The organism is Streptomyces halobius, assembly GCF_023277745.1.
GTDB classification, from domain to species: domain Bacteria; phylum Actinomycetota; class Actinomycetes; order Streptomycetales; family Streptomycetaceae; genus Streptomyces; species Streptomyces halobius.
Genome location: NZ_CP086322.1, coordinates 234,153 through 248,877 on the forward strand (window position 1 = coordinate 234,153; position 14,725 = coordinate 248,877).

The 14,725-nt window shown below is 66.5% G+C and carries 16 protein-coding genes and 2 pseudogenes; 11 read left to right on the top strand and 7 right to left on the bottom strand.

Annotation, left to right across the window (positions count from 1 at the left end):
• Positions 1 to 660 precede the first annotated feature (660 nt).
• The 5 genes and pseudogenes from K9S39_RS00940 (at position 661) to K9S39_RS00960 (ending at position 3,680) form a co-directional block, all read left to right on the top strand.
• Positions 661 to 900: a hypothetical protein gene (locus tag K9S39_RS00940; RefSeq protein WP_248861393.1), complete on the top strand. Its 240-nt coding sequence runs from the start codon at positions 661 to 663 to the stop codon at positions 898 to 900.
• Between the two features lie 254 nt (positions 901 to 1,154).
• Positions 1,155 to 1,285: pseudogene (locus tag K9S39_RS00945) on the top strand (plasmid stabilization protein); the annotation flags it as partial.
• 569 nt (positions 1,286 to 1,854) lie between these two features.
• A complete protein-coding gene (locus K9S39_RS00950) occupies positions 1,855 to 2,628 on the top strand; it encodes an HAD family hydrolase (protein ID WP_283112095.1) in 774 nt (257 codons plus the stop codon).
• On the top strand, positions 2,619 to 2,945 hold the full coding sequence (locus K9S39_RS00955; RefSeq protein ID WP_248868548.1) for a hypothetical protein: 327 nt from the start codon (positions 2,619 to 2,621) through the stop codon (positions 2,943 to 2,945). Before K9S39_RS00950 ends, K9S39_RS00955 begins: the two co-directional genes overlap by 10 nt.
• A 210-nt stretch (positions 2,946 to 3,155) precedes the next feature.
• On the top strand, positions 3,156 to 3,680 hold the full coding sequence (locus K9S39_RS00960) for a hypothetical protein (RefSeq protein ID WP_248861394.1): 525 nt from the start codon (positions 3,156 to 3,158) through the stop codon (positions 3,678 to 3,680).
• 285 nt (positions 3,681 to 3,965) lie between these two features.
• On the opposite strand, the gene K9S39_RS00965 is transcribed toward K9S39_RS00960, so the two are convergent.
• On the bottom strand, positions 3,966 to 4,904 hold the full coding sequence (locus K9S39_RS00965) for a squalene/phytoene synthase family protein (RefSeq protein WP_248861395.1): 939 nt from the start codon (positions 4,902 to 4,904) through the stop codon (positions 3,966 to 3,968).
• Between the two features lie 106 nt (positions 4,905 to 5,010).
• Here K9S39_RS00965 and uppS point away from each other — a divergent pair, with 106 nt between their 5' ends.
• From uppS to K9S39_RS00985, 4 genes are all read left to right on the top strand, one after another.
• Positions 5,011 to 5,907, top strand: coding sequence for a polyprenyl diphosphate synthase (gene uppS, locus K9S39_RS00970; RefSeq protein ID WP_248861396.1), 897 nt, complete (start codon positions 5,011 to 5,013; stop codon positions 5,905 to 5,907).
• Positions 5,908 to 6,342: 435 nt separating this feature from the next.
• Positions 6,343 to 7,269 (top strand): non-homologous end joining protein Ku, encoded by a 927-nt coding sequence (ku, locus tag K9S39_RS00975; protein WP_248861397.1) that lies wholly within the window; start codon positions 6,343 to 6,345, stop codon positions 7,267 to 7,269.
• A 157-nt stretch (positions 7,270 to 7,426) separates the two neighbouring features.
• Entirely contained in the window at positions 7,427 to 7,585 is a 159-nt protein-coding gene (locus K9S39_RS00980; protein WP_248861398.1) for a hypothetical protein, read from the top strand.
• Entirely contained in the window at positions 7,582 to 7,851 is a 270-nt protein-coding gene (locus tag K9S39_RS00985; protein ID WP_248861399.1) for a DUF6343 family protein, read from the top strand. Before K9S39_RS00980 ends, K9S39_RS00985 begins: the two co-directional genes overlap by 4 nt.
• 106 nt (positions 7,852 to 7,957) lie before the next feature.
• Here the strand turns inward: K9S39_RS00985 and K9S39_RS00990 are convergent, their stop codons facing one another.
• The 6 genes and pseudogenes from K9S39_RS00990 to K9S39_RS42635 form a co-directional block, all read right to left on the bottom strand.
• Positions 7,958 to 8,554, bottom strand: coding sequence for a DNA polymerase ligase N-terminal domain-containing protein (locus K9S39_RS00990; RefSeq protein WP_248861400.1), 597 nt, complete (start codon positions 8,552 to 8,554; stop codon positions 7,958 to 7,960).
• A 94-nt stretch (positions 8,555 to 8,648) separates the two neighbouring features.
• Positions 8,649 to 10,001 (bottom strand): NAD(P)/FAD-dependent oxidoreductase, encoded by a 1,353-nt coding sequence (locus K9S39_RS00995; protein ID WP_248861402.1) that lies wholly within the window; start codon positions 9,999 to 10,001, stop codon positions 8,649 to 8,651.
• Positions 10,002 to 10,013: 12 nt separating this feature from the next.
• Entirely contained in the window at positions 10,014 to 10,616 is a 603-nt protein-coding gene (locus K9S39_RS01000; protein WP_248861404.1) for an MBL fold metallo-hydrolase, read from the bottom strand.
• A gap of 64 nt (positions 10,617 to 10,680) precedes the next feature.
• Positions 10,681 to 11,370, bottom strand: a complete 690-nt coding sequence (locus K9S39_RS01005; protein ID WP_248861405.1) for a rhodanese-like domain-containing protein — start codon at positions 11,368 to 11,370, stop codon at positions 10,681 to 10,683.
• A gap of 169 nt (positions 11,371 to 11,539) precedes the next feature.
• Complete coding sequence (locus K9S39_RS01010; RefSeq protein ID WP_248861406.1) at positions 11,540 to 11,794, bottom strand: hypothetical protein; 255 nt, start codon at positions 11,792 to 11,794, stop codon at positions 11,540 to 11,542.
• 109 nt (positions 11,795 to 11,903) lie between these two features.
• A pseudogene (locus tag K9S39_RS42635) lies at positions 11,904 to 12,041 on the bottom strand (hypothetical protein); the annotation flags it as partial.
• Positions 12,042 to 12,757: 716 nt separating this feature from the next.
• Here K9S39_RS42635 and K9S39_RS01015 point away from each other — a divergent pair.
• A complete protein-coding gene (locus K9S39_RS01015) occupies positions 12,758 to 13,717 on the top strand; it encodes an LLM class F420-dependent oxidoreductase (protein ID WP_248868550.1) in 960 nt (319 codons plus the stop codon).
• 769 nt (positions 13,718 to 14,486) lie between these two features.
• On the top strand, positions 14,487 to 14,696 hold the full coding sequence (locus tag K9S39_RS01020; protein ID WP_248861407.1) for a hypothetical protein: 210 nt from the start codon (positions 14,487 to 14,489) through the stop codon (positions 14,694 to 14,696).
• Positions 14,697 to 14,725: the final 29 nt, after the last annotated feature.

Genomic DNA, 14,725 nt, shown 5'->3' on the forward strand with positions numbered 1-14,725 from the left:
CGGCGCCCCGTGCCCCTCCGAGCGGTCCTCATTCGATTGGAGCGGTGGAAATGCTTCTGCCTCGCGTGCGGCCTGATCATGAGATATGCCTGATGAAAGCTCGGGCTGTGCGCCAATCGAGGAGGTCTTGTGTCAACACCACCGCCGGGACCACCGGGCCCGCACCCCGAGCCCGCCCCTCCTACGCCTGGCCCCATGCCAAGCCCACCGGAGCCGGTACCAGGCCCCACGCCTTCTCCACCAGAACCGGAACCCGTTCCCCCGCCGCCACACCCTCCCACCGAACCTCAGCATGTTGATGGGATGAGAGACGGCACCTGAGCCGCGGAGCCGATCAACGAGATCTTGAAGACGTCGGCAGCCTTTACCAGGTGGCCAACCGATGCGCCCTGTTCGACAACTGTGAACCGACCAATTCCGCTCTCTGCATGCAATCCCAGTCGTGTGACCACTGGGGGCGGCCGGAGCTGAACCCTCGGCGGATCTGATGGCGATGATGGGAGGCTTTTGCACACGAAGTCCGGTGCACCCGAAACAGGGGTGAAGCAGTGCTAACGCTCCATATGCGAGCTTCTTACGGCCATGCGATGCTGATCGAAATCCGATAAGCGATCTCCCCTCAGGGACGAATCACCATGGACAGGAAGGCCGAGGTGCAGGGTGACCGGTGATGCGCTGAAAAAATTCTTGAACAAGCTCTCCCCAGAGAACCGTGCGCGAGTGGAGAATCTCCCGAAGGAGAAGCAGAAGCGGCTTTGTGAAATGTATGCGCAACAGTTAGCAGAGTCTCACTACGGTACGCCAGGGGGAGCTATTTTTCGCATGCCAGGGGAAACAGAATCGGGCGGCCGCGCGGGAACCCCTGACGAGTTTGTTGAAAATATGGGCACTGATTGGTGAGTTGAGACAGGAATGAATAGCCATAAGGCGCTGAGTAGGAACCCGAACCTGGAACGGCCAACGTAGGGCCGCCCGCGAGGGCATCGTCTCCGAGCTGGAACGCCTGGGCACGGGAGAGATACACGCCGGTCACCGCACGGGACTTCAGAGCGGGAAGATCGACATTCCCGCCGGTACCCACCCTGCTGTGGTTGCTGACCTTCGACGGCTCGCTCGTCAGCCCGCTCCCCTTGGGCGCGAACGGCTGGCCTGCGTCCGGCGAACGCTCCCACCGCGGTGCCCAGGGCCCCACCAGGGATCAGCTGTACGAAGAGGCCAGGAAGAAGAACATCAAGGCTGCTCCCACATGAACAAGGAGGAACTCCGCGACGCTCTGGGCCGCTGAACATCCAGGCCCGCGACAACAGATACGGGCACAGATACGGGGCGCAGACAAGAGGCGCAGATACGAGACACCGCCAAGGCCACCGTCGACACACTGTTGCGCAACGCGGGCGCCTGCAAGGCCTGGACCGCCCACGAGAACACCGCTCACACAGCTACGAACGCGGGCGAGACAGGACAGGCACTTTCCCGCAGTGCGGTCCGGTCATTCGGTCGGGCACCTGCTCAGGGTCACAGCGGTCCAACCTGTATGCGGGGCCGGCTTATTGCGCGGGCGAGGTGCCTGGCATGACTGACGACGCATGGAGTAGTGAGGCGGTAACTCAGAGGGCGCACCTACGGACGGCGCGAACGGGAGGCTCCCCATGCCTATGGCACATCTGCCCAGACCTCCGCTGCTGAGTCCCGTTGTGGACGGCGTGTCCGCCGGTGTGCGTGGGGTGGCCGGTCTGGCGGCCCGGTTGACGGGTCTGCCGCAGCGGAACGTGTGGATGCGTCCCGGACGCTGCTACATCGAAAAGGAGCGAAGTCGCCCATTGTGTGGAGCGGGCACTCGAGCGATGCCCTGGTATGGCTTGGCTTGTCAATGTGCCGTCCGAGCGGGTAGTGATGGCGTTGGAACCGTCACCACCGTCGCAGCGGGAGCTGGTCGCGCTGGTGGCGCGGGCGGAGTCGCACGAGCATCCCGCCGAGGAGGAAGAGCCGAGCCCATCGTGGTCGAGCGGCCCGGTCCGCCCCCGCGGGACACGACGGCCCGCTACGCGGAGCAGGCCATGGGAGTCGGCGGCCGCACCCGTCGCCGGTGTGGAGGCCCGTTTGGCCTCGCTCACCCGGCCCAGTCTGCCCGGCGCGATCGGATCGGCGACCGCCGTCACCGGATCGGGGCTGCTGCACGGACGCCACCTGACCGACCTGCACGGCAAGGCCACCGACCTCGACGATGCCGCGGTCGGCGACTTGACCGCGGCCGCTGAAGAGATCGCCGTGGCCGAACGCCCTATGGCCGCCGACGAGACGGTACAGGACCTGACCTTCCTGGGATTCGTCGCGCTGGCCGACCCCGTCCGTTACCGGTGCCGCCCCGCCACCGCCCGGCTACGCGACGCCGGGGTACACACCGTCATGCTCACCGGCGACCATCCGGCCACCGCCGACGCCATTGCCGCCACCGTCAGCGATACGCCGGATCCCACCGTATGCACCGGACCCCGAACTGAACGAACTGGACGACGGCAAACTCGACGCACTGCTCCCGGCCGTGGACGTCATCGCCCGGTACAGCCCCCCACCACAAGGTCCGTATCGTCCAGGCATACCAGCGACTCGGACGGGTCGTGGCGATGACCGGGGACGGCGCCAACGACGCGCCCGCCATCCGACTTGCCGACATAGGGATCGCCCTGGGAAGGCGCGGCACCGCCGCAGCGACAGCGGCGGCGGACCTGGTCGTCAGCGACGACCGCCTGGAGACCGTCGCCTCAGCCCTGCTGGAAGGCCGCGCCATGTGGGCCTCGGTCAGGGCCGCCCTGGGCATCTCATCGGTGGTAACTTCGGAGAAATCACCTTCAGCGTCCTCGTCGCCGCCCTCACCGGCAATCTCCCCAGTCCGTAACGGCTGTGACTACTGTAGTTGGCCGTCGCCGGTGCCGCCATGTGGCTGACACGAGCGACGGACATTCGAATAAATTGCCGCTGTGCGTTCATGCAATCGGATATCGAATGTTGCGAAAGCAGTAATGCCGCCCTGTTTTGACTTGGCCTCAACAGAAATATGCTCTGAGCATTGACGGCACATCAGGTCATGTGCCTTTATGAAGTGGCGGGTTGGCAGGCATCGCCGATGCCTGCGCTCGCCCTGTAAGGAGGCCAAGATGAAACGATCGCGGCCACGCCCGCGTACAGCACTCCTGACCATTCTCACCTTGCTGCTCGGCACGTTGTCGATGCTGGTGACCACCGCTGCACCGGCCCATGCCGCGAGCACCTGCAACGGTTCGGCCGTCAACGGGACCTTCACGCCGGGTATCGATGCCCTGGATATGGACAACCAGTCGCTGAAAATCACTATCACCAGCGGCTCTTGTGCCACCACCAACCCGGCCATCACTTCTGGCCGGATGGAAGGCCAGGGATCAGGTAACTTCAGCTGTACCACCGGCGAGATCAAGGGCACAGGCACCATCTTCTGGAACAACAAATCGAAATCCACTGTGGAATGGACTCTCAGGAACGTGACCGGCGGAATCCTCATGGAAGGAACCGTCAAGTCCGGTGAATTCAAGGGAGAGAAATTCCGGGTGGAGGCCGGGACCGGGTCGACCCCAACCGAGTGCACCCAGCCGAACGGCGTGAAGTCCATCGCCGGAACTGGCACCTTGAGCACGACACCGGCCTGAACCGAACCAAGTTCAGCAAACTCTGGAACACCCTGGAACACCGCACCTGAAACCGAACGCGGCCCTGTGGTCACGGACGTGGCCACAGGGCCATTGCGTGGAGGATCGCCACATGGCTGGTCGGTGTTTCTTGTGCCTGGGGTGGGTGTGGTTGGTGTCTCCTCGCAATGAGGGCTATGCGCGATTTTTCCAAACGACATCTGTCCTGCCGATTTCACGCCAAACAGCGAAAGACATGGGTGAGTTGCCGGGGAGGCCATGGGGTGGGACGAGACGTCTTCTTCGTTACGGGCGGGCATGGGTGGTGGCAACGCGCATGCGGGCGTGAAGCATGCGCAGTGTCCCGCCGAGGAGCTCTGCCGGGGAGGGCAGGAGGTTGAGCGCGACGGTGCGCCGGGTGATGTCCGCACCCTGCCGCTCGATGCCGCCGAGCAGGTGCTGTTTGGCGACCAACGGGGGGCAAAGCAGGAGTTGTTCCTCCGCGTCGGCGTGGCGCAGCGCCTCCTGGGCGAAGTCCAGCACCGCGCGGGCCTGTCGGCATGCGTGCGCGACAAAGGCGCGTACGGCAGGGGTTTGGCGTCCGGATTCCAGGTCGGCACGGGTGACGCCGAAGTGCGTCAGGGTGGCCTGGGGGAAGTGGAGCCGACCGACGCGCAGATCCGTGGCGAAATCAGCGAGGTCGTCCACGCGTTGGCCTGCGTCGCCCACGAGCCACAGCAAGGAGTGGCTGGTCCGGCTCGCGGCGCGGGGTCGGCGCGAACTGCAGATGAGGGTGAGGTAGGGCACGACGACACTGTCGAGACAGCGGTAGTAGTCCGCATCGGTGGCGAATCCGGCGAAGGAGAGGTTCCTGGCCTGGCCTGCGAGGTAGTCACGGACGTGGGCATGGGGGATGCCGTTGACCGCGACGGTGTGCAAGAAGGCGCGCAGCAGCGCGTGCGTGGAGTCTCCGGTGGTCAGGCCCTGCGCGGTCGCTTCGGCCCAGGCGTGGAAGCATTCGCTGTGGCGGCGTGTCGGGGGGAGGTCGGCCAGGTCGTCGGTGTGTCGTGCGAAGGCGTGGGCGGCGAGGAGGTGGGGCTGCCATGCGGGGGGCAGGACCGTACGCAGCGCTGGATAGGAGAACGGTTCCAGGCGGGCCACGTAGTGCGCCGCGGTGGTGTAGTCAGCGCGCAGCCGTTCGTCGCGTACGCCGCCAGCATGCAGAGTACGGCTCCAGAGCGTCATGGTGACGGCCCCCTCCTCGATTTGATCCTGCGGATGACTCCGCGCCTGCTGGGGTAACCACTATCCGAAACCATACAAACACATGCAATGCGCACTAGGAGGGCGGATGGGAGCACACACCACGGCACGTCACATCGCATGCATCATGGACGGAAACGGCCGCTGGGCACAGCAGCGTGGGCTGCCGCGCGCACACGGACACAAGGCCGCCGTGAGCGCCGTCGACACGGTGATCAGAACCGCCCTGGAGGAAGGGATCCCGTGGCTGACCCTGTTCGCGTTCTCCACCGAGAACTGGTCGCGCCCGCAGGAGGAGATCGACACCCTCATGGACACCAGCTGCCAGTTCCTGCGCAGAAGAGTCCACGACTGGCACCGCGCCGGCATCCGACTCCGTCGCCTGGGCGAGGAGACCCCCCGCATCTCCGAGGACCTGCGTCAGGAGCTCCAGTACGCCCACCAACTGACGCAGGACAACAGCACGATGACACTGACGGTGGCTGCGAACCACGGTGGCCGGGGCGAAATCGTGCGCGCGGCACGCACGCTCGTCGAACAGCAGGTGCCCGCCGAGGACGTGACCGAGGAGAGCTTCGCCCAGCACCTACAGAACCCCGACATGCCGGATGTGGACCTCGTCATCCGCACCTCGGGCGGGTACCGGTTGTCCAACTTCGCACTGTGGCGGTGCGCCTATGCGGAGTTCGTCTTCCCCGAGGTGCTGTGGCCCGACTTCCGCGCCGAGCACTTCCGGCAGGCGCTCGAGCTGTACGCCCAGCGGCGCCGCCGGTTCGGCGGTGCCACGACATCGATCCCCCACCCCCGTTCCCCCCAGCCGCAGCCACCATTCGGTCTCGCGGACTCGCTGCCCTCCCTCTCCAGCGTCCTGAGCCTCCCTGGCGGCATCGCCAGCCGGCTCGGCGGGCATCTGCTGGCCGGGTTGTACGACACGGCCCGGTACGCCAAGTCCCAGCTCGAAACCCGTAACGAGCCGCCGCTGTGACCGCCGGCTGCCACCGGATGCCGCTCGCCCCCTCGGTTCCGGGAGTACTGGAGTTGCCCCTGGCGAAGCCTCCGGTCTGGCGAGGCAGAGGAGGGCTTGGGTGTGGTGTTTTCCCTGGGTGATCTTCTTGTCGTAGTAGGCGCCGCTCGGCCCCACCGCCTGGACCAGCACGCTGGGCACCATCGCTGTGCCACCCTTCTGGGCCTCGCCGCAGCCCCACTGACCCGCAGCGGCGACGATCAGGGAGCTGAGCGGAGCGGCTGACGTCCAGGCTGACTTGCCCACCGCCCGACGCGGTGCCTGGGGAGACGCTGTGGCTTGGGCTTCGCCTGCTCTCCAGCTTGATGACCGACGGTCGGATGACTGCTGGAATGCGATCACCGCTGGTCGGTCGTCCCATGGAGGAAACGAGGTATGCCCTACGGAGGTCGACCCATGGCACGTCCGGTGTGGAGCGGTTCGCTGACCTTCGGGTTGGTGACGTTGCCCATCAAGCTGTACACGGCGACGGACAGCCACACCCTGCACTTCCATCAACTCCAGCGCGGCACCTCCGACCGGGTCCGCCACCAGCGGATCAACGAGCGCACCGGTGAAGAGGTCGCTGCCGACGACATCGTCAAGGGGCTCGATACCGGCGACGAATACGTACTGGTCGAGCCGGAGGAACTGGACGACATCGCACCGGGACGGTCCAAGGCGCTGGAGATCAGCGGCTTCGTGGACCTGGCCGAGGTCAAGCCGATCTTCTTCGACCGGACCTACTACCTGGGCCCGAAGGGCAAGGAGTACGCCAAGGTCCACGCCCTGCTGCACAAGGCGCTCGGCCGGTCCGGCAAAGCCGGCATCGCCACATTCGTGATGCGCAACCGCGAGTACCTGGTCGCGGTCAAGGCCGAGGACGACATCCTCGCGCTCCACACCCTGCACTGGGCGGACGAAGTCCGCGCCCCGCACAAGGAAGTGGCCGACCTGCCGGGCAGACCGAAGATCACCGACCGCGAACTGAAGACCGCGCACCAGCTGATCGAAGCCCTCGGCACACCATGGGATCCCGAGGACTACCACGACACCTGTCAGGAACGCGTTCGCGAGCTCGTCGAGGCCAAGAGCAAGGGAGAGACGGTGGAGAGAGTCGAGCAAGCGCCCGAATCCACCAATGTCATCGACCTGATGGACGCACTCCACGCCAGCGTGGTAAGAGCGAGGGGAGAACGAAAGAGTCACCGCAGGCGCCGTATCAAGCGTTCCGAACTGGAACGGCGCAGCAAAGCGGAACTCTATGAACTCGCCGCTGAGGCCAACGTCCGAGGTCGCTTATCGATGAACCGTGCTGACCTCGTCAAGGCACTCTCCGCCTGATGCGCTCACGGCAACTGTTGGAGACACTCTTCGGCTCATACGGTGGGTACGCCGGGACACCTGGGTCGGCACCGTGCGCGATTGCCCCGTCCGCAGACAAGGATCACAGTGGAAAGGAGAGGTCTCTGCTTGAACGCGAAGATCCGGAGCGGCCGTCATGACGTCTTCCCCGGCCTTGATCTCGGCGTTCGCCGTGGTGTGGGCGTTGACACTCGCGTGCCTGGTGCTGTTGGTGTGCCGCTGGTCGCGGCCCAGCAACGCAGCGCCCCGGGATCGTGGCGGGGTCGACGGCATGGGCGGGGAGAGGGAGGCATGAAGCGCCCGCGCACAGGTACGGAGCCGCTCACGGCCCGCAGCGCTCTGCGGCTCCGGCTGATACTCGCAGCCATCGGCCTGGTGGCCTTCACCGCGGGAACCTTTCGTTTCGCGATCTGGACGAGCGGTACGACCGCGGACGAATCTCCCGGTCCCACCGTTCTGCTCGTTCTGACCGTGGTCTGTGGCGTGCTCGCGCTCACCGCGGCACTGGACCTCGTCGTCGTCCTCCGCCGGTTGCGGCGCAAGCGGAGCACGGCGGCATAACCAGAAACGGCCGCGTCGTCGATCGCACGGAGAATTCCGGGAGAGCCTGCTCCGGTCGGCCTCAGCCGAAGGCATCTGACACCTATGGATCTCGCGGTCCGTCGTGTCATCCCGCGGCGACGTCCTCCACGGTGCGGCCGGTCCGCACCGAGGCAGGTTCGGAGCTCACCGGGTTACGGCGGGCATCGGCCTCCTCGTCCCTGACCTTCACCAGAATCCACCGCTCCTTCTCGCCCTCGTGCCCCGTCCGTGTCAGTGCGTAGCCGCCCCGGAGCTTCTCTCCCTCCAGCCACACCTTCACATGGCCTTCGCCGACCCCCTTGGCCACGGGGACCTTCTTCCCACCGCGCTCGGCCAGGTTCCGGTACGTGCCCGCGTCCCAGACGATGACCGCACCGGCCCCGTACTCCCCCTCCGGGATGGTGCCTTCGAAGTCGACGTAGTCCACGGGATGGTCCTCGGTGCGCATGGCCAGGCGTTTCTCCCGTGGATCGGTGGACAGGCCCTTGGGCACCGACCACGACTTCAGCACCCCGTCCGCCTCGAGCCGGAAGTCGTAGTGCAGGGAGGTGGCCGCGTGTTTCTGCACGACGAAGCGCCGTCTGCCGCCCCTGCCCGAGGCACCGCCCATCGGTTCGGGTGTGCGCTCAGCGTGCCGCTTGGAGCGGTACTGCTCCAGTGAGCTCTCAGCCTTGCCGGACATGTTCGACAACTCCCTTCCTGTCGGAGCGAGCGGAGCGACGTCGAGCCGTGTGGTCGGTCCTTCTCCGCTTCCCCTCATGAGGGTCTGTTTCCGCTCATGGGGGGCTGTCCTCTCCGGAGTTCCCTTCTCCTGCTTCTCCTGCGGGAGGTGGGGCCGGCACCTCCGGCGCCGTGTGCTCCAGCGGGACCGCGTGCGCACGCACCAGGCCGAGCTGTACGCCCTGGCGGGGCAGCAACGCATCGAACAGCCAGTCGACAGCGACCCGGACCCGGTTGCCGGGCATCGCCAGCAGGTGGTAGCCCCGGGTGACCGCACCCGCGGCCAGACCTGACAGTGGCACCTTGAACGGATTCGCGGCGGCCTGGGTGCCGCCGAGGTCGACCACGAAGCCCAGGTCGCGGTGCGTGTACGGGCGGCGGGTGCCGTGCCCATGGGAAGCGGCGATGTTGTGTGCGGCCGCCCTCCCCTGGCGTACGGCGTGCTGCGCGGTCATGGGCGCGATCTCGCCCGGGCGGGCAGGGTCGGGCACCGCCGCCGCGTCACCGCAGGCGAACACCTCTGGATGGCCGGGGACGTTCAGGTACTCGTCGACGATCAGACGGCCTTTCTCCGTCGCCAGGCCCAGATCGGCGACGAGGGGATCGGGGCGCGCTCCGACACACCAGATGAGGGACCGGGTGGGCACGAATCGGTCATCGGTCAGGCGCACGCCGTCCTTGGTGGCCTCCGCCACCGAGGTGCCGGTGAGCACCTCCACGCCGCGCCTGGCCAGCACTCGGGAGGCGGTCTGCGACATGCGTGGGTGGAGTTCGGGGAGCACCCGCGGCGCGAGGTCGAGCAGCAGCCATCGTGGCCGCTCCCCACCGTCCAGCCGGGGGTGCCGACGGGCGAGCGCGTCGGTGAACAGCTGTCCGTGCGCGGCCACCTCCGTGCCGGTGTAGCCCGCTCCGACCACGACGAACGTGCACCGTGCGGCGCGTTCGCGCCCGTCGTCGGTGGCGTCGGCCAGCTCGATCTGACGGGTGATGTGATCCCTCAGGTAGAGCGCCTCAGGCATGCCGCGGAAACCGTGGGCGTGCTCCACCACGCCGGGGATGGGCAGCAGTTTGTTGACGCTGCCGACGGCGAGGACCAGCCGGTCGTAGCCGAGGGCACGGTGGTTGCCCTCCGGATCGGTCCAACCGACCCGGTGGCGGTCCAGGTCGATCGCGTCGGCCTCGCCCAGGACCAGGCGGACCCCGGGCAGGGTGCCGGTGAGGGGGAGCGCCACCCTGCGCGGCTCCAGGATGCCCGTGGCCACTTCGGGCAGCAGTGGCACATACAGGAAGTAGTCGGTCGGGTTGACCAGTACGATCTCGGCCGCGCCGCGGGCGAGGCGGCACAGCCTGCGGGCCGTCGTAAGGCCCGCGAACCCGGCTCCCACGATCACGATGCGTGGTCGGCTCATACTCGCTTCCTATCAGGAAGCCCTGCCGGAGTCCGGGAAGGGCACACTCGGGCGGAGCGTATAGGTACGGCCTTCGCTGCCCCATTCTCCCACCTCCGGCTCCAGACCGGCATCCATGGCCCGGATGCAGGAGCGGCCGATATGTGCATAGACGACGCGCCGCACCCTGTTGCACACAGCCTGTTCGCCGACCTCGGCCACGCTCGCGTGGCCGCCCACGCCGCCGCGAAAGCGAATCGGCCGCTCCCAGGCAGCGGCCTCGGCGAACATCAGGTCCGTGCCCGCGGCCCACGCCGGAAACTCCCAAAACTCAGGTGCCCACACGACCATCCGGTCGCCGACCGCGATGCGGTACCCGTACGTGGGGTGCGACGTGTGCACCACCGGGCACAGACTCACGCGCACCGACCCCAGCACCGCGCTTCCGGCCCGCAGTTCGACACCACGGTCCGCGGCCGTTCGCCGCAGGGCCGAGCGCAACTCGGCCCGCTCATCGGTGACCAGCCAGGCATCCACGCGCCGCGGCGGATCGGCGCCCGGGCCGCCGTCGAAGGCGACCCGCCGTTGGCCGTACCGCAGCAACAGGCCGGCTGGAGCGAACCGCGGTGAATTCATCGCGCCCACCCCCAGTAGGGTCAACCTCAGAGGTCGCATCATGATCGTATCGCGTACGACTCGGTTACGCGGTGGACTGAAGGACCTGTTCGGCGTATTGGCGCGTCAGGAGGCCGAGGAGTTGGCCCTCCGGGGCGGTGACGAGGATGGCGTCGACTCCTTTCTGTTTCATGCGTTCAACCAGGGGTTCGAGCGGCTCGTTCGCACGGACGGTGGCGGGCCCGGGCCGCATCGCCTGCGCAATCGTGCGCTTGTCGCGCAGCTCATCCGCGTCGGCGGACAGCGTCCCGTGCACGACGCGCTGCTCGTCGAGGACGACGAAGAAGCCCCCGGTGTGAGCCGCCGATTGCTCGGCCACGTCCCGCGGGGACGCATCGATGTCGCAGGTGGGAACACCCGGATCGGCGATGTCACCCGCTCGTCGAACCTTTGTTGCCCGGCCGTGGCGCGGCAGTCCGGCGGCCAACCAGTCGGTCTTGCCGGGCATGTAGTCGTAGACCTGGCCGAAGCCGAGGTGTTCCAGGCGGTGGGCGGCCCGGGGGCTCACGTCGCACAGCCAGTCGTAACAGTACACGATGACCGGGCGTTCCGGGTCGAGCCGCTCACGTGCCTCGCGGTCGAGATGGCGTAGCGGGATGTTGATCGCCCCGGCGATGTGTTCATCGTCGTAATCTGCGGCGGGTAGGACCTCGACAAGCTGACCGCCCTGGGCGAGCAGCCGTTGGACCTCGCCCCGTTCAACGCGTTTCGGCATGCGTTTCACCTCCCGGCGTTGTGGTGCGGTACGGCGGTTCTCGTGGAGGCGATCGCCTGCCGGTGGGCCACTCGATGCCCGAACAGTCGCCATCTGCGGCCATGACCGCCACGAGCCGTGCGCGATCGGCCATCCTGCTGCTCCGCGGCGTCACCACGACGTGCTTCCTTCAGATGCCGCCGCGCGGCGTGTTCCCGGCGGACGGTCCGCACATCCCGCCCAGGAGAAGGCTCAGCCCGAGCATGCCCACAGCGCCGACGATGGCCCCGACGACGAAGAGCACTTCGGTGGAACCGGTGATCTGGTAGCCGAACACCGTGAAGGCTTGGGTGAGCTCGTGGGCACTGCCCGCATTGGTCACCACCGCGGCCACCCCGACGACGATCGCAGGCACCAGGAGGACGAGTCCAACGACCACGATCATGACGCACTCCGAAGATCGACGTGCATGTCTCCTTCCGGACTGCGTGGGGGCGGTGGTATCCACCCTCGCTGGTGGACGGGGCGCCGGCCAGGTCGACTTTGATGCGGCGCCCCTCCACTTCCTGGTGGTTGAGTGTGTCAATGGCCGCCGCAGCTTCGCTGTCGGAGCTGAAGGTGATGAAGCCGAAGCCCCTGGAGCGGTCTGTATCACGGCCACGCATGACGATGCAGTCGAGGACCTTGCACACGGCGAGAATGCCCGGGCGGGGGTCTCATCGGTCGTGTCCCGGCTCAAGTTGCCTACATAAACCTTCGCCACGCCGATCTCCTCACACGGGGAACTCCGGTTGCCCAAGGCGACACCCGCAAGATTCCGCCCAATGTGCCGTGGCGCATCACGCCATGCGCCACGTCCTGTGCTCGGGGCTCCGGACAGGGGGCTTCACCACCATGCTGAGGCTTTTCCGCCGACCCGGCCAGGCGACCGATGGCCAGTCGAAGTCAGCCTCGCTCTGGGTGCAGCGCGGCTTGGTCCCCTGTGCCTTCGGGATCGTAAACGGTCAGTCGGATGGACCGGGTGCTCAGCAGGGTGACCCCATCCGTAGGGCACGGTGGCTTGCTTCCGCAAGCAGGACCGGACTGGCATCAGGATGCGAGTCGGAGGAGACTATATGGGTGCTGGGCATCGTCTTCCGAGGCTCAGCCGCTGACGGCCCAGCGGGTACGTGGGTATCGCTGGTGAGCAACAGCGATAGATGAGAGCCGTCCGAGCCATCCCGGGCGTTTGGGCCTGTTGCGTCCTCGTCGGCCGACCGATACGGGCCCTCACGAAATCCACGATGGAATTTGTGGGCGTCTTGGCCGGGAAAACGCGTTCGCTTCGAGCATTGGTTTCTACGCCACTGCAGTACGCAGTTTCCCGAGCACCACTAGTGGCATCGGAATGCACGGTTGGAGGGCTGCCATGACCACGTTCGGGTACTTCCTGGCCTGCGAGGAATTCGGCCCTGACGACCTGTTGGAACAAGCGAGGATGGCCGAGCAGGCCGGCTTCCGGGAGTTGTGGCTCTCCGATCACTATCACCCCTGGAACGACGCGCAGGGCAACAGCCCATTCGTCTGGTCGGTGATCGGCGGGCTTTCGCAAGTGACGTCCCTCCCAGTGGAGACAGCGGTGACCTGTCCGACCGTGCGCACTCACCCGGCGGTGATCGCCCATGCCACGGCCACGTCGCAGGTCATGCTGGGTGGCCGATTCCGGCTGGGACTGGGCAGCGGCGAGGCGCTCAACGAGCACATCCTCGGTGGCGACTGGCCGCAGGCAGCCGTGCGACTGGAGATGCTCGAAGAAGCTGTGGGAATCATCCGTCGACTGCTCACCGGGGAGGAGATCAGCCACCACGGCAAGCACTACACCGTGGAGAACGCCCGGCTCTACACCGTCCCCGATCAGAGCGTCCCTATCGAAATATCGGGCTTCGGACCCGAGGCCACGGCGCTGGCCGGCCGTATCGGCGACGGCTACATCACGATGATGCCGGACGAGGATCTGGTCGCCGAGTACCGCAAGAACGGTGGTGAGGGGAAACCGGCGCGGGGTGGCATGAAGGTGTGCTGGAACCATGACCGCATGGAGGCGGTCCGCACGGTACACCGGCTGTGGCCGAACCTGTTCCTGCCCGGGGAGCTGGCTCAGCTGCTGCCCACACCTCGTCACTTCGCACAAGCTTGCGAACTGGTCACCGAACACATGGTTTCCGACGCGATCACCTGCGGCGACGATGTGGACCAGCACGTGAGCGCGCTTCAGTCCTACGTCGACGCTGGCTTCGACAGTGTTTACGTCACACAAATCGGGCCTGATCAGCGTGGGTTCTTCGACTTCTACCGCACCAAGGTGCTGCCACAACTCCCGAGTGATTGAACTCTTCGCCTCCCAATCACCGGTCGCCTGAAGGACTCGCCACTGGCCAGGTGTTCCCGCAGGCCGCAAGCAGGCACGAATCCGATCGTGCAGATCGACGATCGTACAGATCGACGCGGGCACGCGGCAGAGACGGGCCATAACCCGGTTCCGTGGCGTGCGCCATCGGCTCAGGCAGATGACAGGTCATGTGTCGGGCATGTCTTCCCAAGTGATACGGATCATCGGTCAGCGCTGCCCCTGGTTGCTCCGGGTCACCGTTCTTAACGGCGGGCGTCCACATCGTCTCTTCCGACTCCCCCAACGGGGACGACGCGCGCCAGCGTTTCATACCGCGACGGCCGCGGAGACACGAGGACATGTCGCATGAGCTGCTGCAAAATCCCGTTTCGGGACAGTGGAGTGAACGTCGCCCACTCGGGGAGCACGCCGACGACCAGGGGGCGCAGGTGCTCGCCGGCGCGGTCAGACTCGAAGGCTGACGGTTCAAGGATCCTGCCGCGCTGAAAGCGGCACGCTGGCATATGCGGTTCAGCGGTTTACGAGCGGGTAGTACCTTGATCGTTCCGCCCCGGGCCGCTCCATCGCATAGGGCTTGCCCCGCGACGGCACACGGCCCCGGTACCCGCCACGGGCGCCGGGGCCGACTGTCTGCTGCTTCTCTCCCGACCAGCCGCTGGGAGGCGCGTAGTCCCAGAAAGGCCGGGTATTGATGTGCACGACTGATCACACAGCGTGTTCACCGACTGGCCCCTTGCGCACTCGACGGATGCTCGGCGTGCTCGCCGCCTCTGCCATGCTGGCGACCTTGGCGCCCTTCGGCGCCTCCGCTGCTCAAGCTCAACCTCGTACCGGTCACGCCCACCCCACCGGCGTCTCCGCCCGCACGTGCATCAAGGGTGGCGGCAAAGTCATGAGGGTGAATGCCAAATTGAAGGTCTGTGTCGGCGGCAGGTACGGCGGCCAGCGCATTATTTGATGCCAGCGAGAAAGGCGTGAAGGTCGGCG